This window comes from Achromobacter sp. ES-001 (assembly GCF_019448355.1).
GTDB classification, from domain to species: Bacteria; Pseudomonadota; Gammaproteobacteria; order Burkholderiales; family Burkholderiaceae_B; genus Achromobacter; species Achromobacter spanius_B.
Window position 1 is genome coordinate 154,202 of sequence record NZ_CP079940.1, and the last position, 24,470, is coordinate 178,671.

Sequence of the window (24,470 nt, forward strand, 5' to 3'; positions counted from 1 at the left end):
TCCTCAGCGCAGCTTGGGGTTGAGCGCGTCGCGCAGCCAGTCGCCCAGCAGGTTGACCGATAGCACCAGCGCCACCAGCGCAATGCCCGGGAAGATCGAGATCCACCACATGCCCGAAAACAGATAGCTGTTGCCGATACGAATCAACGTGCCCAGCGACGGCGCCGTCGGCGGCACGCCCACGCCCAGGAACGACAGCGTGGCTTCCGTAATGATGGCGATCGCCAAATGGATGGTGGCAATGACCAGCACGGGGCCCATGACGTTGGGCAGGATGTGGCGGCGCAGGATGGTGATCGGGCCGATGCCGATCAGCCGTGCCGCCTGCACATATTCCTTGTTGCGTTCGACCAGCGTGGAGCCGCGCACGGTGCGCGCGTACTGCACCCAGCCCGAGATCCCGATGGCGAAGATCAGCACGTACAGCGCCAGTTGATCGTGCATGTCGCGCGGCAAGACGCCACGCGCCACGCCGTCGATCAGCAGCGCCACCAGGATGGCGGGAAACGACAACTGCACGTCAGCGATGCGCATGATGAAGCTGTCGATGCGGCCGCCGGCGTAACCGCTGATAAGACCCAGCGTCACGCCCAGCACCATCGAGAACAGCACCGATGCAAACCCCACCAGCAATGACACGCGCGAGCCATACAACACGGCTGAAAGAATGTCGCGGCCCTGGTCGTCAGTGCCCAGCATGAAGTCCGGGCTACCGCCCTCTTCCCAGGCGGGCGGCGTGTTGGCGTCCATGATGGACAGCGACGCCAGGTCGAAGGGGTTGTGGGGCGCGATGATGGGCGCGAACAGCGCGCCCAGCAAGATGGCCAGCGTCACGATGGCGGCGATGATGGCGCCGGGCGAACGCTTGAAGCTGTGCCAGATATCGCTGTCGGCCGCGCGGGCAAACAGGGGAGCGATGCGAGCAATCATGTTGATTCCTTTACTTGCTCTGCACGCGCAGACGCGGGTCCACGGCGAAATACAGCAGGTCGACGACCAGGTTGATGACCACGAACATGAAGGCGATCAGCACCAGATAGGCCGCCATCACCGGAATGTCCACCATGCTGATGGCCTGGATGAACAACAGCCCCATGCCGGGCCACTGGAATACGGTTTCGGTGATGATGGCGAACGCGATGATGGAGCCCAGTTGCAGGCCGGTGATCGTGATGACCGGCACCATCGTGTTCTTCAAGGCGTGGCGAAAGTTGATCAGTCGTTCAGGCAGGCCGCGCGCCCGCGCGAACTTGATGAAATCGGCGCGCAGCACTTCCAGCATTTCCGCGCGCACCAGCCGCATGATCAACGTCATCTGAAACAGCGCCAGTGTGATGGCCGGCATGATCAGCGCCAGCCATCCGGACTTGGTCAGAAAGCCGGTGGTCCACCACCCCAGGCTGACCACGTCGCCGCGCCCGAAGCTGGGCAGCCATCGCAGCTGCACGCCAAAGACAAGAATGAGCAGGATGCCGATCAGGAAGGTGGGCAGCGAGATGCCGGCCAGCGACAACGCCATGAACGCCTTGGACAGCACGCCGTGGCGGCGCAGCGCGGTGTAGATGCCCATCGGAATACCCAACGCCAGCGCCATCACGGCAGACACGAACGACAGTTCCAGCGTAGCGGGCATGCGCTCTTCAAGCAGCTCGCTGACGGGGCGGCGCTGCCGATACGAAATGCCGAAGTCGCCATGCGCGGCGTTGCCGACAAAGCGCGCAAACTGCACGACGAAGGGGTCGTCCAGGCCCAGCTGTTCGCGCAACTGCGCGCGTTGTTCAGGGGTGGTGTCCTGGCCGACCATGCTGGCGATCGGGTCGCCCACATAGCGGAACATGGAGAACGCGATCAGCGCCACCGTCAACATCACCAGCACCGACTGGATAAGCCGTTGCGCAATAAAGGAAAGCATTATCGGGTGCCCTCGTTTGCAGATAACGCCGGGCCGCGTTTCCGTTGTCAGCCGGAACCGGGGCTGGGCCGGGCGCGCCCGGATGGCTTGCGCCATCCGGGGCTCAACTAGTCAGACAAGTGCTGAACAGACGTGTTGTTCAGGCGGTCAGGGCAACACCACGTCACGCAGGTCAAGCACGTCGTCGGCGCGCTGGATGACCTTGATGTTGTCCTTCACGCCCCAGGACATCGGCTGCTGGTGCAAGGGCAGATAGCCGTAGTCCTTGCGCACGATCTCGAAGGCTTCCTTGATCATGGCGTTGCGCTTGGTCTGATCGGTTTCGACGCCGATCTTGTTGGTCAGCTCGTCCACCTTCTTGTTGCAGTAGCCGCCCAGGTTGAACTGGCCGGCCGCCGTCTTCGCATCGCGGCACGCCGCCAGGTTCAGCAGCGCGTTGTGCGCGTCGGTGGAACTGGGTGTCCAACCCAGCATGTACATGCTGGTCTGGTTGCCCGCTTGCAGCAGGATCTTGCCGAAGTACTTGGACTTGGTCTGCGCCAGCAGATTGATCTTGATGCCCACGCGCGCCAACATGCCGGCCACTGCCTGGCAGACCTTTTCGTCGTTGACGTAGCGGTCGTTCGGGCAGTCCATGGTGACGGTGAAGCCCTTCGGATAGCCCGCTTCGGCCAACAGCTTCTTGGCGCGTTCGGGGTCGGGCTTGTACGGTGCGCCGTAGGAATCCGCGTAGCCGTTGATGGCGGTGGCCACCAGCGAACCCAGCGGCTTGGCCGCGCCGCGCATGATCTTGTCGTTGATGGCCTTGGTGTCCACGGCCAGCACAACGGCTTCGCGCACCCTGGCGTCCTTGAACGGGTTCTTGCCCTTGACGTCCGAGAACAGCAGTTCGTCGCGGTCCTGGTCCATGCCGATGAAGATGGCGCGCGCTTCGGGCGCCGTCAGCGGCTTGACGCCCTTGGCGTCTTCCAGACGCTTCCAGTCTTGCACGGGCACGGGCTGCACCAGGTCCATTTCGCCCGAGATCAGCGCGGCCACGCGGGTGGCTTCCTGGGTGATCGGCTGGAAGATGACTTCGTCGACGTTGGTCTTGATGTCTTTGTTCCAGTAGCCGTCATAACGCTTGAGCACCGTCTTCACATCGGGCTGGCGCGACACCAGCATGAAGGGGCCGGTGCCATTGGCGTTCAGGTTGGCATAGTTGCCCTGGTTGTCGCCCTTGACGTTGGTGGCCTCGGTGGTCTTGTTCTTTTCCGCCCACGTCTTGCTCATGATGTACAGGAACACCCATTCGCGCGGCAGGATGGGGTTGGGCGTGGGGGTGGTGACCTCGACGGTGTAGTCGTCAACCTTCTTGATGTCGGAGGCCTTGGCGCCGTAGCCCTTCATGTCCGAGCCGGGCGTCAGGCTGCGCTTCCACGAGAAGATCACGTCGTCGGCGGTGAACGGCGAGCCGTCGTGAAACTTCACCCCTTTGCGCAGCTTGAAGACCCATTTGGTGGGCTCGGGGTTTTCCCAGCTTTCGGCCAGCAGCGGCGTCAGCTTCAAGTTGCCGTCATAGCCGGCCAGCGTTTCGTAGATGTTGCCTTGGAAGCCTAGCGTGAAGGTCTCGTTCAGCGCCATCGGGTCCATCGAGGTGGCGTCGCCCTGGTACGCCCAGTGAAAGGTCTTGGCGGTCGCGCCGGCGCTGAACGCCAACGACGCGGCAATGGCGGTCGCCAGCGCAGCTTGCTTCAAGTGAGGAAAAGTACGCATAGCCCTCATGCTCCGTGTGGTGCGCGGATTGCGCGACAGAAGTGACAGGGCCCCAGCCCCAACGGGTTCCGGGGCATGGCGTTGCTGCTTACGACGAAAGGCGGTGCGGGGTGGCGCGGCACGCGGGGTGTACCGCGCGCAGGCCGTGAAAGGCGATGCCGGGAATCACTGCAGAGGACTTCGACTTCACGATAGATCCAACCCCTTGTGATTGTCATGGCGGGGGCGAGCCCGCGCCGATGCAGATCGAATCTTATAGACGCATTCGTTTAAGCGTCAATCGGTTTGGATTGGGGTTAGTCCGCGCTTGCCGTCCGCCTGGAATGGTGCATTTTCGCGGCTAAAAAGGGGGCATTGCGCGCTGCGCAATCACGGGCTATTCGATGGCCGGGCCGGGCGATGCGGCAGAGGCGGCAAGCGTTCGAGCCAGCTCATGGACAGTGCGTTTGCGCCGGTCGCTGTCTTCGTAGTGTTTACCCAGTGCCGACCATTCCGGGCGGCTGCGCGCTTCTTTCAGGGCCTCCGGCAAGGGGCCTTTGCGCCAGGCGTCATCATCCGGAAGGGCTAGTTTCAATGGTTCTCGTGCGGCGTGTCCGCGACGCTCCAACGCATCGATCAACTGGCGCTGGCGCAGCGCCAGCAAGCGCAGTACGGCGTCGTCAACGCTGATCTCGCGCCAACCGCGCAGCTTGCCGGCCACGCGCTTGCCCAGCTTTTCAACGCCTTGCCACAAACCGCCCGCCGCCGCGCCGATCAGCATGCCGGTGCCCAGGCTCAGGCCCGCGCTAAGCAGGTCGACGGCCGCGCCTGCCATGGCGCCGGCCGCGGCGCCCATGCCCACCTGCACGCCCATGTCCTTGAGCGCCTGCGGGTGGAACAGGTCCATGCCCCAACGTTCGCCTTGCAAAGGCAGTGCATCGTCGGTGAAGTCGGCCGCGCGAAAGTTGTAGAGCGCCAGCAGCGCGTTCACGCAGGTTTGTTCGCGTTGGCGCACGTGGTCGCGCAACTGCGCCGAGGCGGCGGCTAACGCGGTGTCGTCGCTGGGGCTGGCCAGGCGCAGCGCCGCCACGTCGATCAGCAGATCGGCCAGCAACTCGTAGGCGGCGGCGTGACGTTCGCGGCGTTGCGCGGACAGGCTGTCGGACAGGCGCGCCAGCGCACCGGCATGGCGGTCCAGCAGCACGCCCAGCTTGGCGTACAGCTGCTGCTCGCCGTCCAGCGGCGGGGCTACCGTGTCGAATTCCACCACCGCGTGCAGGCCCAGCCGCGCCATGGCGCCGCGCCATTCGTTGGCGCGATGCGCGGGGGCGTTCACAAAATTAAGCACGGGCAGCAAGGGCCGCCCGCAGGCCGCAAGAATGGAGAGTTCGTCGCGATGCTTGCCCAGCACGGGGTCGCGCGCGTCGATCACGTACAACGCCGCGTCGCACTCCAGCATCTTCGTCAGCACGCGCGCTTCCTGCTCGAAGCGGCCGTGCGCCTCGGGCGTATCCAGAAAGCGCCGGATACGCGCCGGGCCGTCCAGCCGTTCGGCTGGTTGGTCCAGGCGTTCCAGGTATTCCAGCAGCGCGATGCTGTCTTCCATGCCGGGGGTGTCGAACCATTCCAGCACGGCGCGGCCGTCCAGCCGCAGCCGCGCGCCTTCTACGTGGCGGGTTGTGCCGGGGCTGTCGGCCACTTCGCCAAAAGTCGTGTCGCGCGTCAGGGTGCGCAGCAGCGATGTCTTGCCGGTGTTGGTGTGGCCGACCAGCGCGATCTTGATGATGTCGTCAGCCATGGTCGGCCTGTAGCCACGTCAGCGGCGCGTTGGGCGTTTGCAGGATGGCGTCGGCAGGCAGGCCCAACGCCAGCAGGCGTTCGCGCCACAGCGCGGCGCGGGTGTTGTGATTGCTGCTGCTGCTGCTGCTGCTGCCGCTGTTGCGGCTGGCGTCGCTGCGGCCGTTCCCGCCGCCGTCGGTATCGTGTTCGCCATCACCGCCCTCTTCATCACCGCCTGCACGCGAAGCAATGAGCCAGACGGCCGTATGACCTGCGTGGGCGGACAGTTCGGCGATCAGCGACAAGGTGCCGCGATCCGGCGTTTGACGCGCGTCGCACGCAATCAGCAAACGCGAAGCGGCCGCTTGCGCCAGCGCGTCCAGCACGCGGTTGCGCTCTTCGCGCGTGTCCAGGTTGCCCGCCATCTGCACGGTGTCGGGCAGGTTGGCGGGCGGCCACGCCAGGTCGGCCGGCAGCTCCAGCCCCAACAGCACGGGCTGCCCCGCCAGGCCGGACAGCGGCGCGGATTGCACGCGCGGCTGGTGCAGCGCATCCACCGGACGGTCGATGCCGGTGGACTGCGCGGCGGGCTCCAGGCGGTCTCGCAACGGCGAAAAGCCTGCCAGCAAGGGGTCGATGCGCAAGCGGCGCAGCGCCCGCAGCGTGGCCGCCACGCAAAGCGCGGCGGCAAGCAGCCGGGGCAGGATGCCGTAAACCACCACGACGCCGATCAGCCACAACGACCATTGCACCTGCGCGTCGGCGGACAGCGTCTGGCTGCCGTCGCTGGCGCGGATGACCGCCGCGTCCGGCATCGCAAAGCCCAGGTGCGCCGGCAACCAGCCGATGGCTTGCGTCAGCCAGACGAAGGTGTCGGGCGCCAGCAGCGTGGTGGCCCAGACGAAGCGGTAACTGGCGGTGGACAGCACCACCAGCAAGGCGGCCAGCGCGGCGCATAGCGCGGTCAGCCACAGCAGATGGCTGACCGCGCCAAACAGCCAGCGCAAGGCGCCCGCGCGCGCCAGCAGATTCAGAAAGGCCTGCGGCACCAGCGCGCTGTCGGGGCCGCGCGCCAGCTTGCGGGTGGCCCACAGCCATAGCCGCCCCAGCCCGGTGGCGGCGGTGGGCTTGAGCAGAAAACTGCCCAGCCACAGCAGAAAGGTCAGCGCATGCAAGCCCAGCAATGCGCCCAGCGCCCACAGCACGTTGACCGGGCGCGAGCCGTCGCCCAGCGCGCCCAGCGCCACGGCGATGCCCGACATCAGGGCCAGCACGAACAACGCCGCCAGGATGGCCTGTGCGCTGCGGCGCCAGCCATCTACCAGCGGGCCAAGATTCTCGCGCTGCGCCAGCAGGTCGGCGCGGGCCAGGATGCGCGAAGGCAGATCGGTGTCCAGCTGCCGCACGCGGCGCACGGCATCGGCGTCGTCCAGCGGACCCCAATGGGTTTCGCGCAGGCGAATGAGTTCGGCCAGCCAGTGCGCGCGCAACGGGCGGGGGCTGGCAGAGCCGGTCGGCAGGTCAAAAGCGCGAGAGGTCGAAGGCGGCATCGCGTTGGTAGGCAGCGCGGACGGGCCGCAGCGTAAGGCCGCAAAGGGCGATGCGACATTGTAGACCTGCGCATTTGGCGAACGTGGCGAACTTCGCCCGCGCGCGGGGGCCGGGGCAACGCCTGTTCAGTGCTGACGTCGGGCGTGCCGGTATTGGCCCGGGGTGACGCCCACGGCCTCGCGAAACACGCGGGACAAGTGGCTGGCGTTGCCAAAGCCGCTGGCCTGGGCAACGCCGGCCAGGTCGCCCTTGCCCGCTGCCAGCAGCCCGCGTGCGTGCGCGAGCCGCCGCGCGCGCACCCAGGCATGCGGCGGTTCGCCGAACGAGGTGTGGAACATGCGGGCGAAATGGTAGGTGGACAAGGCGGCGACGCCCGCCAGCTCGTCCAGCGTCAAGGGGGCATGCAGGTGCGCGTCGACGTAATCCATGATGCGCCGGCGTACCGCCGGGGCCAGGCCGCCGCGCGAAGGCTGCACCGTCTTGCGCACCACGCCTTGTTGCAGCAGATGGTGCAACACCGTTTCGGCCGCGCTGCTGGCGGCCAGGCGGTCGGCGGGCTGCGCCCAGTCGGTGCCCAGCAGTTGCCGGCAGACGTCGATCAGCGATTCGTCCTGGATGTAGGTGCGGTCGCGCAATTCCAGCGTGCGCGGCTCGCAATCCAGGCGCATGACGGCTTCGCGGGCCAGGCGTTCGGGGGCAATGTACAGGTGCAGGAAATGCACGGTGTCGTTCATGCACCAGCGCGAATAGTGTTCGGCCGGCAGTACGCAGAATTTGCCCGCGCCACCGTGCAGCGTGTCGCGGCCCACACGAAACGATTTGTCGCCGCCATGCAGGTAGAGCGACAGCGTGTGGTGGCCGGGGGTGTCGTAGCCCAGCGTCTCGCGTGCGCTGCGGGCCCATTGCGAAATGGCGATGCCTTCGCCCAAGGCGGCGGCGCGTTCCAGCGTGGCGGTGGAACGCGACAAGGTGCGAAAGACGGAGAAGTCGGCCGGGGCCGAAGCGACGATTCCCATAGAGGCGAAATGCTACTGCGATCTCGCGCGCGCCGCGCGCGAGGCGGCATAAAAACCGCAAGATCCGGCAATCGTGTCGTCCGCCGGCGGCGCACACTGGCGGCCAGGCAAGCGGCCACTGCCGCCCGCGTCGTCTCCGCCTTCATCGCGCCCCTTTTCCCTTGCTGGTTGCACCGTGAATCTCTTCCTGTATTTCCTGACCGTCGTTATCTGGGGCACCACCTGGATCGCCATCAAGCTGCAACTGGGCGCGGTGGCCATTCCGGTATCTATCTTCTACCGCTTCGCGCTGGCGGCGCTGGTGCTGTTTGCCATCCTGCTGCTGACCCGCAAGCTACAAAAATTGGATCGGCGTGGGCATTGGCTGTGCGTGGGCCAGGGGCTGTGCCTGTTCTGCTTGAATTTTCTGTGCTTCTACACGGCGACGCAGTGGATTCCCAGCGGCCTGGTGTCGGTGGTGTTTTCGGCGGCAACCTTGTGGAACGCGTTGAACGCCCGTCTGTGGTTCGGCACCCGTATCGCGCCGCGCGTGATGTTGGCCGGCGCCGTCGGCTTTTCCGGGCTGGTGCTGCTGTTCTGGCCCGAGCTTGCCGGCCAGGAGGCCAGCCACGAAACGCTGTTGGGGTTGGGCTTTGCGCTGTTGGGCACGTTCTGCTTTTCAACGGGCAACATGCTGTCGTCGCTGCAACAACGCGCGGGCGTGCGGCCGTTGACCGGCAACGCCTACAGCATGTTCTACGGGGCGGCGATCCTGCTGGTGGGCTGCTTGTTGGCCGGCCTGCCATTCCAGTTCGACACGTCCGAGCAGTACGTCGGCGCCCTGCTTTACCTGGCGATCCCGGGGTCGGTGATCGGCTTTACGGCGTACCTGACGCTGGTGGGGCGCATGGGGCCCGCGCGCGCCGCGTACTGCACGGTGCTGTTTCCGGTGGTGGCGCTGGCCGTGTCCACGGTGGCCGAGGGCTACCAGTGGACGCCGCCCGCGCTGCTGGGATTGGCGCTGGTGATGGTGGGCAACCTGCTTGTATTCACCAAGTGGTCGCCGTTCATGCGGCGCGTGGCGGGTTGAAGGGTGAGGGGTAATCGTGGGGTATCCAAGTCCAAGTCCAGGTCCTGGCCCAGCCCCAGGCGCTACGGCGCCGCGCGCGCCACGTCGCGCAGGGCGTCCAGCAAGCGATCAATCTCGTTGTCGCTGGTCAACGGGCTGACCGATACCCGGGCAATGTGGGTCAGGCCGCGCGCCTGCATATCCAGCGGCGTGTACGGTACGCCATTGCTGCCGATCGTTACCCCCACGGCCGCCAGCGCGCGCTGAACGTCGGCGGCGTTTCGCCCTTGCAGGTTGAACGAGATCAGGCTTGATTTTTCGCGCCCCTGGTCCAGCACCGTCAGCCCCGGGATGGCGGCTAGTTCGGTGCGCACGCGCTGGGCGGTGGCATCCAGCGTGGCGCGGATCGAGCCCAAGCCCAGTGCCAGTGCCTCTTGCAGCGCATTGGCCAGGCCGCAACGCAGCGCCAATGAGTTTTCGGCCGATTCCAGGCGGCCGGCGTCGGCGCGCAGCACGGGGCGGCCGTCGGCGTCCAGCGGCGCGGAATAGGTGTCGACGAAGGCGGGCGTCAACTGGTCCAGGAAGCTGCGCCGCACATACAGCAGGCCCGTGCCGCGCGGGCCGCGCAACGCCTTGCGTCCCACGCCGCTCAAGACGTCACAACCCACCTCGGCGACATCGATGGGCAATTGCCCGACGGCTTGCGCGGCGTCCACGAAGTAAGGAATGCCATGCCGGCGTGCCACGCGGCCGATGGCGGCGGCCGGGTTGATGAGGCCGCCATTGGCGGGCATCCAGGTCAGCGCGATCAGGCGCACCCGGTCGTCCACCATGTCGGCCAGCGCGTCGGGGTCCACGCAACCGCTGTCATCCGACGCGATGGTTTCCAACACGGCGCCCGCGCGTTCGGCGTGCAGGCGCATGGCGGCCAGGTTGCCCCCCCATTCGTGGCGGCCAACCAGGATGCGGTCGCCGGGCCGCCACGGGGCAAGCGCCGCGAAGGCCGCGCCCCAACCGGCGGAATTGCCGGTGGTCAATGCAATTTCATCGGGCTGCGCGTTCAGCAGCTGGGCGGCAAGCGTGCGCGCGTTTTCGGTCAACGCGCGGGACGCCACGCCGGCTTCCATGGGGCCAAGCATGGCCTCGCGTTGCAGATGCGCGTGGATCGCCTCTAGCGTGCCGGAGGATGGCAGCGACGAACCGGCGTGATTGAAATGGACGCTGGTTTGGGCGCCGGGCGTCTGGGCGCGCAGGGTCTGGATGGTGGCGGCGGTCAGAGGGGCGGCGGTCAGGGAGGCAGACATGATCGATTCCGTTGGGGTGCGCGCGGCACGCAGCCAGGGCGTGTCGCGCGGCAAGGCGCTGGCAAAAGGGCCAAGACCCGGCGTGGAACTCAGGCGGGGGTCAGTGCGACGACGGCTTCGATTTCCACCGACACGCCCTGCGGCAGGGATGCCACGCCTACCGCGCTGCGCGCATGGCGGCCGGCATCACCGAACACCTCCACCATCAGGTCGGAGGCGCCGTTGGCGATGGCGCTTTGGCGGTTGAAATCCGGCGTGCTGGCCACGAACACACCCAGACGCACGACGCGAGCCACGCGGTCCAGGCGGTCGCCGGTGGCGGCGGCGATCTGCGCCAGCAGCCCCAGGGCAGACAAACGGGCCGCTTCGACACCGTCGGCATCCGACACCTGGTTGCCCAGCTGGCCCAGGTATTGCGGCTTGCCACCCTTGCGTGAAATTTGGCCCGAGATGGTCAGCAGATTGCCCTCAAGGACGAAAGGCACATAGTTGGCGGCGGGCGCGGCGGCGGCTTCCAGGGTGTAGCCCAGTTCGGCCACACGGCCGGAGATCGTACGGGTCATAGCGGATGTCCTGTGAAATGTCAGAGTGTCAAAAGCGGAGAGCCCAAAACCGATGGACGCCGAGGCCGCTTTAAAAGCGTAACGCAGGGCTTGATGCTATCGGCCGCGCCGCCGCCTGACCAATCAATTCTTGTCGACGACACATGAGTAAAACTAATGTGTCGCGTGGGAAGTCGGCTCGTCCGTTTGCGCCGCGTCCGCCAGCCAATCGCGCAACGCGGCAGCAGCAGGCTGCAACGCGCCACGTGGCGCGACAAACCACCAGCCGATGCGCGGATCTTCCAACATCGCGCCGGGCAGCGCTTGCACCAGCGCGCCGCTGGCCAGGTGCGGCGCGATCAGCCGGTGCCGACCCATGGCCAGCCCCTGCCCGGCCAACGCGGCTTCCACCACGATGTTGTAGTCGTGCAGACGCACCGTCTGGGCGCGGCCCAGGTCCATGCCGAAGCGGCGCGCCCAGGCATCCCATTCAAAGGGCTGTTTGGCGTGCGAGGTCAGCAGCGGATGGCGCAACAGGTCTTCGGGTGTGCGCGGCCGCTTGCGTCCGGCGATGCGCTCGGGCGCGCCAACTACCGACAGTTGCTCGGTCATGAGCAGGCGCGAGGCCACGCCGGGCCAGGAGCCACGGCCATAGCGGATGGCCACGTCCACGTCGCCGCCCGCCACGTCGGCCAGGCCGATGTCGGGCAGCAGCTGCAATTCAATGTCGGGATGCGCGGCGGCAAAGGCCGGCAGGCGCGGCGCCAGCCAACGCGTGGCGAACGAGGCCAGCAAGCCCACCTTCAGCGTTACGCGCGCGGCGGCGGGTGCGCGCAGCTTGTCCGTGCCCTGCCGCAAGAGCTCGAAGGCCGCGTGCACGTGTTCAAAATAGGCCTGGCCAGCGGGCGTCAATGCGACGGCCCGCGTGCGCCGCTCAAACAGCGCCACGCCTAGCTCGCTTTCCAGCCGCTGGATGTGATGGCTGACCGCACTTTGCGTGACGAACAGTTCCTGCGCGGCCAGCGAAAAGCTCAAGCGGCGCGCGGCCGCTTCAAAAGCGCGCAGGGAAACCAGGGCAGGCAGGGATCGCGTGGATCGCATGGTGGGGCAAGACGAGGCCGTCGACAGGGATGCGCGATTATCCTACGCGCTCTTGGCGCAGGCACGCAGACGGCGCGCCCCAATGCAAAAAGCCCGCAAACAAGTTGCGGGCTTTTTTAGGGGTACTGCAAGCGGTGCGGATACGGCATGCACTGCTGAAATTTTGGCTCCCCGAGCTGGGCTCGAACCAGCGACCTGCGGATTAACAGTCCGTCGCTCTACCGACTGAGCTATCGGGGAACAGGTAGAGGGGCCGAATTATGCACAAAAAATTGAAAGAATGCAAAGCGGCCGCGGAAATTCTGTTCACGCGTGCTGGATCGCGTGGGCGGTGCGGAACAGTTGCGGCACGATATCGCGCAGCAAGCGATCGCCGGGGTAGTCGTGGCGCGGCGCGCTGACGCTGATCGCGGCCAGCGGCACGTCACGCGCATCGCGTAACAGCACGGCCGCCCCAACCTGGTTTTGCAGTACCTGGTCTTCGGTCAGCGCATAGCCGTCGTCGCGCGCCTGGCGGATCAAACCCAGCAAGGCGGCGGGGTCTGTCACCGTGCGCGGCGTGAACGCGCGCGGCGGCGCCTGGTGCAATGCCTGCAAGATGGCGTCGTCGTCCTGCTGGGTCAGCAGCATGCGCCCGCCGCTGTTGCACCAGGCGGGCATGCGGCGCCCCGGCAGCATCTCGGCCAGTGTCAGCTGCCGGCTGGGCAGGCGCAGCAGATAAATCATGTCGGTGGCGACCAGCACGCTCATGTGCACGGCCAGCCCACAGCGGTCGCGCAGCGCGACCAGATGCGGCGCCGCCATCGATACCAGCCGGTCGTTGCGCAGGAAGAAGTAGCCCAGCTCCACCACGCGCGGACCCAGGCGATAGCGCCGCGATACCGGGTCCTTGGCCAGATAGCCCAGGCGCTCCCAGGTGTGCACGAAGCGCTGAGCGGCGCTTTTTCCCAAGCCGGTCAACGTGGCGATATCGGTCAACCCGAGGGAATCCGTGGCGTCGCGAAAGGCGTCCAGCACGCGCATTCCTTTTTCCAACGATGCGACAAACAGCGGGTCGTCCGCGTCGGGCGTGGCGGTGTCGGTCGGGGAAGCGGTGCGTGTCGTCATGGCTGAAAGCGGAGGGAGTACGCGGGAAGAACGCGAGGAAGGGCGCGGGAAAGAACCGGTGGTGGCGCACGGGCTTGGCGAGGACCAAAGACGGGTCCGACGCTAGTTTCCCCGAATTGTCCGGGGGACCAATAGCCACTATAAAGTTGATTATTCAATACTTTGTATCGCATAGCAATACACATGACGCCCCACCATTTTCCCGGTTTTCCCTCCCCATGACGCCTTCTTCATCGCTCTGTGACCTGAGTGCCGTCGCGCTGCGTGCCGAGATCGTCGCCGGCAAGGCCAGCGCGCGTGACGTCATGGCGGGCCACCTGGCGCGTATCGATGCGTGCAACCCGCAGGTCAACGCCATCGTGACCCTGGACGCTGAAGGAGCCATGGCGCGTGCCGCGCTGGCCGACGAACACCAGGCCCATGGAGGCGCGCTGGGTTTGCTGCACGGCTTGCCGATCGTGCACAAGGATTCGTTTCTGACGGCCGGCATGCGCACCACTTACGGCTCGCCGCTGTATCGCGATTTCGTACCCGAGCGCGATAGCCTGATCGTCACGCGGGAACGCGCCGCTGGGGCCATCACGCTGGGCAAGAGCAATCTGCCGGAATTTGGCGCGGGCTCGCAGACCTTCAACGCGGTGTTCGGCGCCACCCGCAACCCTTACGACTTGCGCATGACGGCGGGCGGCAGCAGTGGCGGCGCGGCGGCGGCCCTGGCCGCGCGCATGACGCCGTTGGCCGATGGCACTGACATGGGTGGTTCGCTGCGCAACCCCGCGTCGTTCTGCAACGTGGTCGGCCTGCGCCCGTCGCCCGGCCGCGTGCCCCAGTGGCCCACGGCCAGCCCTTACAACGCGTTAACGGTCGCGGGCCCCATGGCGCGCACGGTGGCCGATGTGGCCCTGCTCCTGGCTGCCACGGCCGGTCCGGATGCGCGCGACCCCTTGACCGTCGATCAGGACCCCGCGCGCTTCCTGGCCAGCCTGGAGCGCGATTTCAAGGACGTGCGCATCGCGTACGCGCCCACGTGGGGTGATCTGCCCGTTCAGCGCGACGTGTTGCAAGTGCTGGAAAGCCAGTTGCCGATCTTCGCGGATCTGGGTGCCAAGGTCGAGCAGGCCTGCCCGGACTTCACCGGCGCCAACGATGCCTTCCAGGCGCTGCGCGCCCAGGTGTTCGCCGTCGGCTACGAGGCCGCGTTGCGCCAGCATCGGCATCTGCTCAAGGACACGGTGATCTGGAACATCGAACTGGGGCTGACCCAAGCGCCCGCCACCGTCGTGCAGGCCGAACGCGACCGCGCGGCACTGTTCGCGCGCATGCACGCCTTCATGCAGACGCATGAATTTCTGATCGGCCCGGTCAGCCAGGTGGTGCCCTTTCCGGTGCAAGAAGAAACGGTGAGCCATATCGACGACACGCCGATGCACAACTACATCGACTGGATGCGGTCCGGCTACTACCTGTCGCTGACCGGCCACCCAGCCATTTCGGTGCCTTGCGGATTTACCGAAGACGGCTTGCCGGTAGGCATCCAGATCGTCGGACGCTATCGCCAGGAACACGCACTGCTCCAACTGGCGCACGCGTTCGAATCCGCCACACAGCATTGGCGCCGCGCGCCGGCGCTGCCTAACTGAACCATCCAACAACACAAGGGGAAATCCATGAACAAAACGATATCGCGCGCGCTGGCCCTGTGCGTCCTGGCCGCCACGCCGCTGTTGGCCACGGCCGACACGTATCCGTCCAAGCCCATCACCCTGGTGGTGCCGTTTCCGCCCGGCGGGTCCACCGATGTGATCGGGCGCCTGTTCGCGGCCAAACTCGGTGCGCGCCTGGGCCAGACGGTGGTGATCGAGAACAAGCCGGGCGCCAACACCAGCATCGGCGCGGTGGCCGTGGCGCGCGCGGCGCCCGACGGCTACACGCTGATGATTACCGGCGCGCCTACCTTCACGCTGAATTCGCTGCTGTATTCGAACCTGAACTACGACCCGGTCAAAAGCTACGAATACGTGGCCGTCGCGGGCAGCACGCCGTTTGTCATCCTGACCAATCCGCAAACCGGGATCGGCACGGTGGCGGACATCACCAGCAAGTCGGCCGCGCAGGCGCTTAGTTTCGGTTCGTTTGGCAATGGCTCCACGCCGCATATCGCCGGGGAATCCCTGGCCCAACGCACCGGCGCCAAGCTGCTGCACGTGCCCTATCGCGGCAGTGCGCCGGCCATGACGGATCTGATCGGTAACCAGATCCCGCTGTCGATCGACACGCTGGTGGCCAGCCTTCCGCAGATCAAGGCAGGCAAGGCGCGAGCGGTGGCGTTGACGGGCAGCGCGCGATCGAAGCTGGTGCCCGAGGTGCCCACCGTCGCGGAAAGCGGCGTGTCGGGCTATGACTTCGAAACCTGGTTTGGCGTCGTCATGCCCAAGGGCACGCCCGCGCCCATCGTCAATCGGATGTCCAAGGAGATTCAGGCGGTGATGGCCGAACCCGATACCCGCGCCAAGCTGCAAGAGCTGGGTTTCGACGCCACCTACCAGGACCCGGCGGCCTTCCGCGCCAAGGTCGATAGCGAACTGGCGCGCAATGTGGCGGTCATCAAGGCGGCGGGAATCAAGCCGGACTGAGCGCGAGGGGGGGCGGCAAGGCGCGGGGCGCGCGGCTTGCCGATCCCTTATCATGGCACCCAGAAGGTTCGCGACCTCTCTCGTCTTTACTGGGTTAATCCATGTCTTCGTTTGACATTCAATTGCTGCTCACCGCCCTGGTGAGCGTCTTGGTGCTGTTCGCCCTCATCGTCTCGCGCATTCGCATGCATCCGCTGCTGGCGCTATTGATCGTTTCGATCGGTGTGGGTTTTGCAACGGGCATGTCGCCGGTTGCCATCGTTAAAAACCTGACCGACGGCGCCGGCAAAACGCTGGGCGCGGTGGGCGTGGTGATCGCGCTGGGTGCGATGCTGGGCAAGATCCTGGCGGATTCCGGCACGACGGAACGCCTGGCCAATGCCATCCTGCGGCGCACCTCGGTGCGCTTGATTCCCTGGGCGATGACGTTGGTGGCTTTCGTCATCGGCATTCCCATGTTCTTCGAAGTGGGCCTGGTCGTCATGCTGCCGCTGATCTTCAGCGTGGCGCGCAAGCTGGAAAGCCAGGAACGCTTCAAGGGGTCGGCTTACGTCTATGTGGGCGTGCCCGTTATTGCCGCGCTGGCCGCCATGCACGGCATGGTGCCGCCGCATCCCGGCCCGCTGACGGCCATCGCTACCCTGAAGACCACCGTGGGCCCCACGATGATCTACGGCTTTCTGGCCGCGCTGCCCGCGATGGTGCTGGGCGGCCCGCTATACGGGGCTTTCATCACGCCCCGCATGACAACGCGCCCCGACGAAGCCCTGTTGGAGCAATTCACCGTCACGCCGGAAAATGGCTCGGCTATCGCTGCGCCCAGCGTGGGCCTGGGCGTGCTGGCGGCGCTGCTGCCCGCGCTGTTGATGCTGGTGCATGCCCTGGCTGAAATGCTGTTGCCCAAGGATTCCAGCCTGATGCACGTGGCCGCCTTTCTGGGCAACCCGCTGGTGGCCATGCTGCTGGGCGTGCTGTTCGCCGCGGTCACGCTGGTCTTCATGCGCGGCGGCGACGCCGAAAAATTGCGCGACGGCCTGGGCAAAAGCCTGAAGCCCATCGCCGGCATCATGCTGATCATCGCGGGCGGCGGCGCCTTTCAGCAGGTGCTGACCAGCGCCAAGGTGGGCGATGCCATCGTGCACCTGACGCACCAGTTCGCCTTCCCGCCGCTGATCCTGGGCTGGCTGATCGCCATGCTGCTGTCGGTATCCACCGGCTCGGCAACCGTCGGCATCGTGGGCGCCGCCGGCCTGCTGGCCCCCTTGGCCGGCGCCGACCCCACGCTGAACCTGCCCCTGCTGGCGCTATCGATCGGCTGCGGCTCGCTGTTTTTCAACTACGCCAACCACGCCGGCTTCTGGATGGTGAAGGAATCGTTCGGCATGACGATGGGCGAAGCGACAAAAACGATTTCGGTCGTGCAGTCGATCGTGGCGGTGGTGGGCTTGCTGATGGTGCTGCTGTTCAACATGCTGCCGCCGTTGGGATAGGGGGCGGCGTTTCCTGGCGCCTGGAATAAAAAAACCCGACGAGAAATCGTCGGGTTTTTTCTTGGAAACTACAGGATGTTCATGGTGCCGGTGAAAGGAATCGAACCCTCGACCTTCTCATTACAAGTGAGCTGCTCTACCAACTGAGCTACACCGGCACGGCGTGCCGGGGCACGCGCAGGGACTGCATTGTAATGAAAAATCGACGGCGCCGCGTGCAATGGGGCACGGGGCGCCGACGACATTCAATTTACGGCGGATTATGTCGCAGCGGCGGTTGCAAAGACGGCGTGCCAGGCACGCCGTCTTTGTGTAGCGGATGCTATTTGACGATGGTCAGGCGCGGACGCTTGGGTTCGTCGTCGTTGCCGCCGTCGTCGCCGGTCGGGGCGTCGGATTGGGCATCGGAGCCTTCGGGGGCGGCGGGTTCCACCGCGCCCTGGGCGCCGGCTTCCGGCGGTTCATAGGGCTGCACTTCAAAGCCCATGCCCGCGCCGGTTTCGCGTGCGTAGATGGCGCTGACGGCGCCAACGGGAACGTAGACGTTCTCGGTCACGCCGCTGAAGCGGGCTTGGAATTCGATGAATTCGTTGCCCAGCACCAAGCGGTTGGTGGCCAGTGTGCCGACATTCAGTGTGATCTGACCGTCACGCACATGCGCGACGGGCACCATGGTGTGCTCATCGACCTGTACGGTGATGTACGGCGTGTAGCCGTTGTCGGTGCACCATTCGTGCAGTGCGCGGATCAGATACGGTTTGGTCGAAGTTTCACCCATCACACAACCAGCCTTAACGACGCATCACTTTTTCCGAAGGCGTCAGCGCTTCGATGTAGGCCGGGCGCGAGAAGATGCGTTCGGCGTACTTTTGCAGCGGAGCAGCGTTCTTGGGCAGTTCAATGCCGTAATGGTCCAGGCGCCACAGCAGCGGCGCCACGGCCACGTCCAGCATCGAGAATTCCTCGCCCAGCATGTACTTGTTCTTCAGCAGCATCGGGGCCAGTTGGGCCAGACGGTCGCGAATGTTCTGGCGCGCGTTGGCCAGCTTCTTCTCGTCGGGCTTGGCGCTGCGGTCTTCCAGCGTCGAGACGTGAACGAACAGTTCTTTCTCGAAGTTGTACAGGAACAGGCGGGTGCGGGCGCGCATGACGGGGTCGGCCGGCATCAGTTGCGGATGCGGGAAGCGCTCGTCGATGTACTCGTTGATGATGTTGGACTCGTACAGAACCAGGTCGCGCTCGACCAGGATGGGCACTTGACCGTACGGGTTCATCACCGCGATGTCTTCGGGCTTGTTGTACAGGTCGATGTCACGGATCTCGAAGTCCATACCTTTTTCGAACAACACGAAGCGGCAGCGTTGCGAAAACGGACACGTGGTTCCGGAATAGAGCACCATCATGGTGAAAGTCCTTTATGAAAAACGAAAGGCCAGCGCCTAAATCTAGCAGGCGCTGGCCCCAATTGCCAGACGGGATAGGCGTACGGCCCTATCCTCCGTTGCCGTCCCTTATTAAGAATAGGTAGCGGCTTGCATGCCTGGCGGGGCGTTGCGGTTAGCGCACGTGTTTCCAGTACGAGGCGTTCAAGCGCCACGTAACCAGGAAGAACAACAGCAGGAACAACATGACGCCAACGCCGAGACGGACGCGGAAAGTCTGGACGGGCTCTGCCATCCAGGACATGAACGCGGTCAGGTCTGCGACGTCGTTGTCGTATGTTGCGACTTGGGCCGGGTTGGCGGCCTTAAATTTGGCATCAAAGGTGGCATGGCCGTGGTAATCAGCTACCGGTTCGGCCTTGACCGTGGAAAAACCTTGAGCATCGTACACCGTCGTGACGCGTTCCCAGGTTTTGGGTGTGCCTTCCTTGGCATCCTTCACTTCCACTTCGTGCATGGCCGTGGTGGTCAGCTCGCGGGGACCCTGGCGTTCCCACAGCGCGTGGGGCATGCCCACAGCCGGGAAAACCAGGTTGTTCCAGCCGGTCGCGCGCGACGAGTCGCGGTAGAAGGTGCGCAGGTAGGTGTAGATGTAGTCGGCGCCGGATGGGCCGGCGTTGACCGATTTGGCGCGAGCGATCACGGACAAGTCCGGGGGCGTCGTGCCAAACCACTTCTTGGCGTCCTTGGGTGACATGGCAACCGTCATCATGTCGCCCACCTTTTCGCCGGTGAACAGCAGGCTTTCCTTGATTTGCTGGTCGGTCAGCCCGATGTCCTTGAGCTTGTTGTAGCGCATCGAGGACGCGCTATGACAGTTCAAGCAGTAGTTGACGAACAACTTGGCGCCGTTTTGCAGCGACGACATGTCGTTGACGCGGTACGGCGCCTTGTCCAGCGGGAAACCGCCTTCGGCGGCAAATGCGGTGGTGCACGTGAGCATCAAGGCCACGGCACCAATCAGCTTCTTGATCATGGTTAATCCGTTATCTGGTGGGCTCAGTGGGCGTGGAACGTAACGCGCTCGGGCACTTGCTTGAAGGTGCCAAGGCGGCTCCAGACCGGCATCAGGAAGAAAAATGCCAGGTACAGCAGCGTGCCGATCTGCGACGTGATGTTCAACGGCGGACTGGGCGGCTGCGTACCGATGTAGCCGAGCACCAGGAAGTTGACCATGAAGATGCCGTAGATCCACTTGTGCCACGTGGGGCGGTAGCGGATCGACTTGACCGGGGAATGGTCCAGCCAGGGCAGGAAGAACAGGATGACGACGGTGCCACCCATGGCGACCACGCCCCAGAACTTGGCATCGATCACGCGCAGCAACACGGCCACGACGATCAGGATGCCCGGGACCACAAAGCGCAGGATGCCGCGCATATTGCTCTTGAACAGCAATACCAGCGCACCTAGCACCGATGCACCCGCCAGCACCCACGTGAATTCGTCGGTGGTGGCACGCAGCATCGAGTAGAACGGCGTGAAGTACCAGACCGGTGCGATGTGCGGAGGCGTCTTCAGCGAGTCAGCAGGAATGAAGTTGTTGAACTCGAGGAAGTAGCCGCCCATTTCCGGCGCGAAGAACACGATGAACGCAAACACGAGCAAGAAGCCCGCCACGCCCATCAGGTCATGCACCGAATAGAACGGGTGGAACGGAATGCCATCCTTGGGCCGGCCGTACTTGTCTTTCGGGCCCTGCTTGATCTCGATGCCGTCCGGGTTGTTCGAGCCGACTTCGTGCAGCGCAACCAGGTGAGCCGCGACCAGGCCGACCAGCACCAGCGGAATCGCGATGACGTGGAAGGCAAAGAAGCGGTTCAAGGTGGCGTCCGACACGACGTAGTCGCCGCGAATCCAGATCGACAGCTCGGGACCGATGAACGGAATGGCGGCGAACAGGTTAACGATCACCTGAGCACCCCAGTACGACATCTGGCCCCACGGCAGCAAATAACCGAAGAAGGCTTCCGCCATCAGACAGAGGAAAATCGCCACGCCGAAAATCCACACGAGTTCGCGCGGCTTGCGGTATGAACCGTAAAGCAGCCCGCGCAACATATGCAGGTAGACGACGACGAAGAACATCGATGCGCCGGTCGAATGCATATAGCGCACGAGCCAGCCCCATGGGACTTCGCGCATGATGTATTCGACGGATTGGAACGCGCGTTCGGCGTCCGGCTTGTAATGCATGACCAGGAAAATGCCGGTCACGATCTGCAGCACCAGGACCAATAAGGCCAGAGAGCCAAAGAAATACCAAAAGTTGAAATTCTTTGGTGCGTAGTATTCGGACAGATGGGCTTTCCAGGTGGATGTCACCGGAAAACGCCGGTCCAGCCACCCCAACAGGCCTGTTGTCTCGACGGTTTTCTCGCCAGCCATGTAACGGCTCCTTCTCTAATACGTGGCGTATTTGTTTTACTTACGTAATCGGGAAAAAAGCGCGACGCGAGCGTCAGGCCTTGTTGTCTTCATCGACGCCCACAATGATGCGGGTGTCGCTCAGATACTGGTAGGGCGGTACTTCGAGATTATCGGGAGCAGGCTTGTTCTTGTAGACCCGGCCAGCCAGGTCGAACGTAGAGCCGTGGCAGGGGCAGAGGAATCCGCCTTGCCAGTTGGCGCCCATGCCGCCACCGCCGCCCGTTTCAAAGTGCGAGGTAGGCGAGCAGCCCAAGTGGGTACAGATGCCGACGCAAACGAAGATCTCGGGCTTGCGCGAGCGAGCCTCGTTTTCGGCGTATTTGGGAGTGAAGCCAGGCCGCTTGGATTCAGGATCGGCCAGTAACGGGTCTAGCGTCTTGAGGGCGGCGAGCTGTTCGGGAGAACGGTGAATGATCCACACCGGCTTCCCACGCCATTCCACGGTTTTCATGGTGCCGACGGGTATATCGCCGATATCCACTTCAACGGGGGCCCCGGCCGCGCGGGCCTTGTCAGAGGGAGAAAACGTGCTCACAAGCGGCACTGCCGTTGCGACACCTGCTACGCCACCCACAGCACAGGCGGTGGTAACCCAGAAACGTCGCGAAGGATCAGGTGGCAGGTTGGGATCAACCGCACCGTCATCATCGTGTACCAGCGTATCCTGACTCATCTTCCTATCCTTGTTGATGCGCCCGCTCTACGAGTAGCATCACTTCTGCGGCATCGGGTTCGCGGGAATATGTAACAACATAGCAACCGCGTATTATAGCGCCAGCCCACTGAAGGGCGTATCACGAAGGGAGTGCTTTTATGAGCAAAAAGACTGGTTTCATCAAAGAATTCCGAGATTTCGCTGTAAAAGGCAACGCCGTTGACCTGGCGGTTGGTGTGATCATCGGCGCGGCGTTCGGCAGGATCGTCGATTCCATGGTGAAAGACATCATCATGCCCTTGGTGAATTTCATCCTGGGTGGCGCGGTCGATTTTTCGAACAAATTCTTTGTGCTGTCGATGCCTGCCGGCTACAACGGCCCGATGACGTATGCCGACCTGACCAAGGCGGGCGCCACCGTGTTTGCGTGGGGCAACTTCGTGACGATCCTCATCAACTTCGTGTTGTTGGCGTTTGTGATTTTCTGGATGGTCAAGGCCATCTACAAGGCCCGCACCAAGGCCGAGGAAGCACCGGCCGCGCCGGCCGCAACGCCCGAAGACGTGGCGCTGCTTCGCGAAATTCGCGACCTGCTCAAGAAATAAGACACGGCACCAGGCCGTGTGGCCGATGCGCCACATGCGCCATGGGCTTGCTGCCCGCCGGGTAATGATCCGCAGCGGGCGTCACCGCTTTATGTCGGGTTGGCTTTATGCCGGGTTATCGAGGTCGATGAATTCGACCTTGATGCCGAAGTGCTCGGCCACTGCCTGACCCAGCGCCTGTGCGCCGTATCGTTCGGTGGCGTGGTGACCCGCGGCAATGAAGCCCACGCCGGTCTCGCGCGCCAAGTGCACGGTGGACTCGGACACTTCGCCGGTAATGTAGGCGGTGGCGCCGGCATCCACCGCGTCTGCCAGCATGCCTTGCGCGCCGCCCGTGCACCAGGCCACGGTGGACAAGGGCTGAGCGGGGTCGCCCACGACCAGCGGTTGCCTGCCCAGACGTTCAGCCACGCGTTCGCCCAACTGCCCCAGCGTTTGCACGCCGGCGGCCTCGCCCAACCAGACCAGATTGTCTTGCCCGCAGGTGCGCGGCGACCCATCGTCGCGGCGCGCGGGCGCCAGGCCCAGCACGCGGGCCAGCTGTGCGTTGTTGCCCAGCGTGGGGTGCGCGTCCAGCGGCAAATGGTAGGCGTACAGGTTCAGGTCGTTCTTCAGCGCCAGCGCCATGCGCGTGCGGCGCGTGCCGATGATGCGCCGGTCTTCGTTGCGCCACATCCAGCCGTGATGCACGAGCACCGCGTCAGCGCCCCGTTCAACCGCCGCGCGCAGTAACGCTTCGCTGGCGGTGACACCGGTGATAATGTGTCCGACTTCGGATCGGCCCTCCACCTGCAAACCGTTCGGACAGTAGTCCTTGAAGCGCGCGGCTTGCAGGGTGTCGTCCAGCCAGCTGGCCAGCACGTGGGAGTCCACTTTTTTCATTGCTTGTCCTATCAGAATCATGCGCCGATATTGGCTGATATTTGCTCAGGCCGTCACGGTCTGCCTGGCTATTCTATTCGTGGTCACGACCCTGCGGCCCGACCTGCTGCGCCTTGCCGGCCCAGGCGCGGCCACGCCCGCCGCCGCGGCGTCCGCCCGGCCGCCGGCCGGCACGGGCGTGGGGCCGGTGTCGTACGCCGATGGCGTGGCGCGCGCGGCACCGTCCGTGGTGAACGTGTACACGACCAAGCACGTCAATGTGCCGTTGGTGCCGCTGCCCGATGATCCCGTGCTGCGCCAGCTGTTCGGGCAAGTGCCCGGCATGAGTCGGCGGCAGGCCACGACCAGCCTGGGGTCGGGCGTTATCGTCAGCCAGGACGGCCATGTGCTGACGAATTACCACGTCGTGCAGGCGGCCGACGCGATCGAGGTGGCGCTGGCCGACGGCCGGCGCGATGCGGCAAAAGTGGTGGGCGCAGACCCGGACACGGACCTGGCGGTGCTGAAGCTGAGTTCGTTGCGCACTTTGCCGGTGGCCACGCTGGCCGCTGACCGGGGCTTGCGCGTGGGCGATGTGGTGCTGGCGATAGGCAACCCGTTTGGCGTGGGCCAGACCACCACGCAAGGCATCGTGTCGGCGTTGGGGCGCAACGGACTGGGACTGAACACGTACGAAAACTTCATCCAGACCGATGCCGCCATCAACCCCGGCAATTCGGGCGGTGCGCTGGTGGACGCGCACGGCAATCTGGTGGGGATCAACACGGCGATCTATTCGGAATCGGGTGGGTCGATGGGCATCGGCTTTGCCACGCCGGTGGAGATTGCGCGCAAGGTCATGGACGACATCGTCAAGACGGGCTCGGTCAAGCGAGGTTGGCTGGGCGTGGAACCGCAGGACGTGACGCCGGAGCTGGCGCGCGCGTTTGAGCTCAAGGGTGACACGCGCGGCGTCATCATTGCCGGCGTGATGCGCGATGGACCGGCCGCGCGCGGTGGCTTGCGCGTGGGCGATATCGTGCAATCGGTCAATGGCAAGCGCATGGCGGACACGTCGCAGTTGTTGTCGGAGATTGCGCAGCTGCCGCCCGGCCAGCGCGCCACGCTGGGCGTGTTGCGCGCGGGCAAGCCCGTCGAGGTGGCCGTGGTGGTGGGCACCCGGCCGGGCAAGCCGCGATAGCAATCGCGAAGGGGCCTGCGGTTGCGGCCGCGGGAGCTACCGCCAGCAGCACAAGCACC

Annotated in this window: 22 protein-coding genes and 2 tRNA genes; 6 read left to right on the top strand and 18 right to left on the bottom strand. The window is 64.8% G+C overall.

Annotation, left to right across the window (positions count from 1 at the left end):
• Positions 1-3: 3 nt before the first annotated feature.
• From KYT87_RS00720 to KYT87_RS00745, 6 genes are all read right to left on the bottom strand, one after another.
• Positions 4-930 (bottom strand): ABC transporter permease, encoded by a 927-nt coding sequence (locus KYT87_RS00720; RefSeq protein WP_219991523.1) that lies wholly within the window; start codon positions 928-930, stop codon positions 4-6.
• A gap of 10 nt (positions 931-940) precedes the next feature.
• Entirely contained in the window at positions 941-1,912 is a 972-nt protein-coding gene (locus KYT87_RS00725) for an ABC transporter permease (RefSeq protein WP_046803920.1), read from the bottom strand.
• 147 nt (positions 1,913-2,059) lie between these two features.
• Positions 2,060-3,667 carry an ABC transporter substrate-binding protein gene (locus KYT87_RS00730; RefSeq protein ID WP_046803919.1) on the bottom strand — a complete coding sequence of 536 codons (1,608 nt, stop codon included), beginning with the start codon at positions 3,665-3,667 and terminating at the stop codon, positions 2,060-2,062.
• 376 nt (positions 3,668-4,043) lie between these two features.
• On the bottom strand, positions 4,044-5,444 hold the full coding sequence (locus KYT87_RS00735) for a GTPase/DUF3482 domain-containing protein (RefSeq protein ID WP_046803918.1): 1,401 nt from the start codon (positions 5,442-5,444) through the stop codon (positions 4,044-4,046).
• Complete coding sequence (locus KYT87_RS00740; RefSeq protein WP_255593767.1) at positions 5,437-6,975, bottom strand: DUF2868 domain-containing protein; 1,539 nt, start codon at positions 6,973-6,975, stop codon at positions 5,437-5,439. The genes KYT87_RS00735 and KYT87_RS00740 overlap by 8 nt, the downstream gene beginning before the upstream one ends.
• A gap of 126 nt (positions 6,976-7,101) precedes the next feature.
• The gene (locus KYT87_RS00745) at positions 7,102-7,992 is read right to left on the bottom strand and encodes an AraC family transcriptional regulator (protein WP_219991524.1); all 891 of its coding nucleotides are present in this window, start codon (positions 7,990-7,992) and stop codon (positions 7,102-7,104) included.
• A gap of 175 nt (positions 7,993-8,167) precedes the next feature.
• Between KYT87_RS00745 and KYT87_RS00750 the strand changes: the two genes are divergently transcribed.
• Positions 8,168-9,061, top strand: coding sequence for a DMT family transporter (locus KYT87_RS00750; protein WP_219991525.1), 894 nt, complete (start codon positions 8,168-8,170; stop codon positions 9,059-9,061).
• Between the two features lie 62 nt (positions 9,062-9,123).
• Here the strand turns inward: KYT87_RS00750 and KYT87_RS00755 are convergent, their stop codons facing one another.
• The 5 genes from KYT87_RS00755 to KYT87_RS00775 form a co-directional block, all read right to left on the bottom strand.
• Complete coding sequence (locus KYT87_RS00755) at positions 9,124-10,344, bottom strand: aminotransferase class V-fold PLP-dependent enzyme (RefSeq protein WP_219991526.1); 1,221 nt, start codon at positions 10,342-10,344, stop codon at positions 9,124-9,126.
• An 89-nt stretch (positions 10,345-10,433) separates the two neighbouring features.
• Positions 10,434-10,907 (bottom strand): RidA family protein, encoded by a 474-nt coding sequence (locus tag KYT87_RS00760; RefSeq protein WP_046803914.1) that lies wholly within the window; start codon positions 10,905-10,907, stop codon positions 10,434-10,436.
• A gap of 153 nt (positions 10,908-11,060) precedes the next feature.
• A complete protein-coding gene (gene gcvA, locus KYT87_RS00765; protein WP_219991527.1) occupies positions 11,061-11,987 on the bottom strand; it encodes a transcriptional regulator GcvA in 927 nt (308 codons plus the stop codon).
• A 164-nt stretch (positions 11,988-12,151) separates the two neighbouring features.
• Positions 12,152-12,227, bottom strand: a tRNA-Asn gene (locus tag KYT87_RS00770).
• Positions 12,228-12,293: 66 nt separating this feature from the next.
• The gene (locus tag KYT87_RS00775) at positions 12,294-13,094 is read right to left on the bottom strand and encodes an IclR family transcriptional regulator (RefSeq protein ID WP_104144691.1); all 801 of its coding nucleotides are present in this window, start codon (positions 13,092-13,094) and stop codon (positions 12,294-12,296) included.
• Positions 13,095-13,312: 218 nt separating this feature from the next.
• Between KYT87_RS00775 and KYT87_RS00780 the strand changes: the two genes are divergently transcribed.
• The 3 genes from KYT87_RS00780 (at position 13,313) to KYT87_RS00790 (ending at position 17,217) form a co-directional block, all read left to right on the top strand.
• A complete protein-coding gene (locus KYT87_RS00780) occupies positions 13,313-14,734 on the top strand; it encodes an amidase (RefSeq protein WP_219991528.1) in 1,422 nt (473 codons plus the stop codon).
• 27 nt (positions 14,735-14,761) lie between these two features.
• Positions 14,762-15,727 carry a tripartite tricarboxylate transporter substrate binding protein gene (locus tag KYT87_RS00785; RefSeq protein ID WP_219991529.1) on the top strand — a complete coding sequence of 322 codons (966 nt, stop codon included), beginning with the start codon at positions 14,762-14,764 and terminating at the stop codon, positions 15,725-15,727.
• Between the two features lie 101 nt (positions 15,728-15,828).
• Positions 15,829-17,217, top strand: a complete 1,389-nt coding sequence (locus KYT87_RS00790; RefSeq protein WP_219991530.1) for a GntP family permease — start codon at positions 15,829-15,831, stop codon at positions 17,215-17,217.
• Between the two features lie 82 nt (positions 17,218-17,299).
• On the opposite strand, the gene KYT87_RS00795 is transcribed toward KYT87_RS00790, so the two are convergent.
• The 6 genes from KYT87_RS00795 to petA all read right to left on the bottom strand — a co-directional run bounded on the left by KYT87_RS00795 (position 17,300) and on the right by petA (position 21,762).
• Positions 17,300-17,375, bottom strand: a tRNA-Thr gene (locus KYT87_RS00795).
• A 164-nt stretch (positions 17,376-17,539) separates the two neighbouring features.
• A complete protein-coding gene (locus tag KYT87_RS00800) occupies positions 17,540-17,995 on the bottom strand; it encodes a ClpXP protease specificity-enhancing factor (RefSeq protein ID WP_046803909.1) in 456 nt (151 codons plus the stop codon).
• 13 nt (positions 17,996-18,008) lie between these two features.
• Complete coding sequence (locus tag KYT87_RS00805; protein WP_006216817.1) at positions 18,009-18,620, bottom strand: glutathione S-transferase N-terminal domain-containing protein; 612 nt, start codon at positions 18,618-18,620, stop codon at positions 18,009-18,011.
• Positions 18,621-18,774: 154 nt separating this feature from the next.
• On the bottom strand, positions 18,775-19,635 hold the full coding sequence (locus KYT87_RS00810) for a cytochrome c1 (RefSeq protein WP_120153426.1): 861 nt from the start codon (positions 19,633-19,635) through the stop codon (positions 18,775-18,777).
• Between the two features lie 23 nt (positions 19,636-19,658).
• Positions 19,659-21,047 (bottom strand): cytochrome bc complex cytochrome b subunit, encoded by a 1,389-nt coding sequence (locus KYT87_RS00815; protein ID WP_046803907.1) that lies wholly within the window; start codon positions 21,045-21,047, stop codon positions 19,659-19,661.
• Positions 21,048-21,120: 73 nt separating this feature from the next.
• Positions 21,121-21,762 (bottom strand): ubiquinol-cytochrome c reductase iron-sulfur subunit, encoded by a 642-nt coding sequence (gene petA / locus KYT87_RS00820; protein ID WP_046803906.1) that lies wholly within the window; start codon positions 21,760-21,762, stop codon positions 21,121-21,123.
• Between the two features lie 140 nt (positions 21,763-21,902).
• Here petA and mscL point away from each other — a divergent pair, with 140 nt between their 5' ends.
• Positions 21,903-22,349: a large conductance mechanosensitive channel protein MscL gene (gene mscL, locus KYT87_RS00825; protein ID WP_046803905.1), complete on the top strand. Its 447-nt coding sequence runs from the start codon at positions 21,903-21,905 to the stop codon at positions 22,347-22,349.
• Positions 22,350-22,454: 105 nt separating this feature from the next.
• On the opposite strand, the gene KYT87_RS00830 is transcribed toward mscL, so the two are convergent.
• Positions 22,455-23,231 (bottom strand): Nif3-like dinuclear metal center hexameric protein, encoded by a 777-nt coding sequence (locus KYT87_RS00830; protein WP_104144694.1) that lies wholly within the window; start codon positions 23,229-23,231, stop codon positions 22,455-22,457.
• Positions 23,232-23,250: 19 nt separating this feature from the next.
• Here KYT87_RS00830 and KYT87_RS00835 point away from each other — a divergent pair, with 19 nt between their 5' ends.
• Positions 23,251-24,411 (top strand): trypsin-like peptidase domain-containing protein, encoded by a 1,161-nt coding sequence (locus KYT87_RS00835; protein WP_219991531.1) that lies wholly within the window; start codon positions 23,251-23,253, stop codon positions 24,409-24,411.
• The last annotated feature ends 59 nt before the right edge of the window (positions 24,412-24,470 follow it).

Coding starts and splice junctions, on each gene's coding strand:
- KYT87_RS00730 (WP_046803919.1), bottom strand. CDS start 3,667: ATGCGTACTTTTCCTCACTTGAAGCAAGCTGCGCTGGCGACCGCCATT.
- KYT87_RS00725 (WP_046803920.1), bottom strand. CDS start 1,912: ATGCTTTCCTTTATTGCGCAACGGCTTATCCAGTCGGTGCTGGTGATG.
- KYT87_RS00760 (WP_046803914.1), bottom strand. CDS start 10,907: ATGACCCGTACGATCTCCGGCCGTGTGGCCGAACTGGGCTACACCCTG.
- KYT87_RS00830 (WP_104144694.1), bottom strand. CDS start 23,231: ATGAAAAAAGTGGACTCCCACGTGCTGGCCAGCTGGCTGGACGACACC.
- KYT87_RS00775 (WP_104144691.1), bottom strand. CDS start 13,094: ATGACGACACGCACCGCTTCCCCGACCGACACCGCCACGCCCGACGCG.
- KYT87_RS00745 (WP_219991524.1), bottom strand. CDS start 7,992: ATGGGAATCGTCGCTTCGGCCCCGGCCGACTTCTCCGTCTTTCGCACC.
- KYT87_RS00800 (WP_046803909.1), bottom strand. CDS start 17,995: ATGGGTGAAACTTCGACCAAACCGTATCTGATCCGCGCACTGCACGAA.
- petA (WP_046803906.1), bottom strand. CDS start 21,762: ATGAGTCAGGATACGCTGGTACACGATGATGACGGTGCGGTTGATCCC.
- KYT87_RS00810 (WP_120153426.1), bottom strand. CDS start 19,635: ATGATCAAGAAGCTGATTGGTGCCGTGGCCTTGATGCTCACGTGCACC.
- KYT87_RS00835 (WP_219991531.1), top strand. CDS start 23,251: ATGCGCCGATATTGGCTGATATTTGCTCAGGCCGTCACGGTCTGCCTG.
- KYT87_RS00755 (WP_219991526.1), bottom strand. CDS start 10,344: ATGTCTGCCTCCCTGACCGCCGCCCCTCTGACCGCCGCCACCATCCAG.
- KYT87_RS00740 (WP_255593767.1), bottom strand. CDS start 6,975: ATGCCGCCTTCGACCTCTCGCGCTTTTGACCTGCCGACCGGCTCTGCC.
- KYT87_RS00735 (WP_046803918.1), bottom strand. CDS start 5,444: ATGGCTGACGACATCATCAAGATCGCGCTGGTCGGCCACACCAACACC.
- KYT87_RS00805 (WP_006216817.1), bottom strand. CDS start 18,620: ATGATGGTGCTCTATTCCGGAACCACGTGTCCGTTTTCGCAACGCTGC.
- KYT87_RS00785 (WP_219991529.1), top strand. CDS start 14,762: ATGAACAAAACGATATCGCGCGCGCTGGCCCTGTGCGTCCTGGCCGCC.
- KYT87_RS00815 (WP_046803907.1), bottom strand. CDS start 21,047: ATGGCTGGCGAGAAAACCGTCGAGACAACAGGCCTGTTGGGGTGGCTG.
- gcvA (WP_219991527.1), bottom strand. CDS start 11,987: ATGCGATCCACGCGATCCCTGCCTGCCCTGGTTTCCCTGCGCGCTTTT.
- mscL (WP_046803905.1), top strand. CDS start 21,903: ATGAGCAAAAAGACTGGTTTCATCAAAGAATTCCGAGATTTCGCTGTA.
- KYT87_RS00780 (WP_219991528.1), top strand. CDS start 13,313: ATGACGCCTTCTTCATCGCTCTGTGACCTGAGTGCCGTCGCGCTGCGT.
- KYT87_RS00720 (WP_219991523.1), bottom strand. CDS start 930: ATGATTGCTCGCATCGCTCCCCTGTTTGCCCGCGCGGCCGACAGCGAT.
- KYT87_RS00790 (WP_219991530.1), top strand. CDS start 15,829: ATGTCTTCGTTTGACATTCAATTGCTGCTCACCGCCCTGGTGAGCGTC.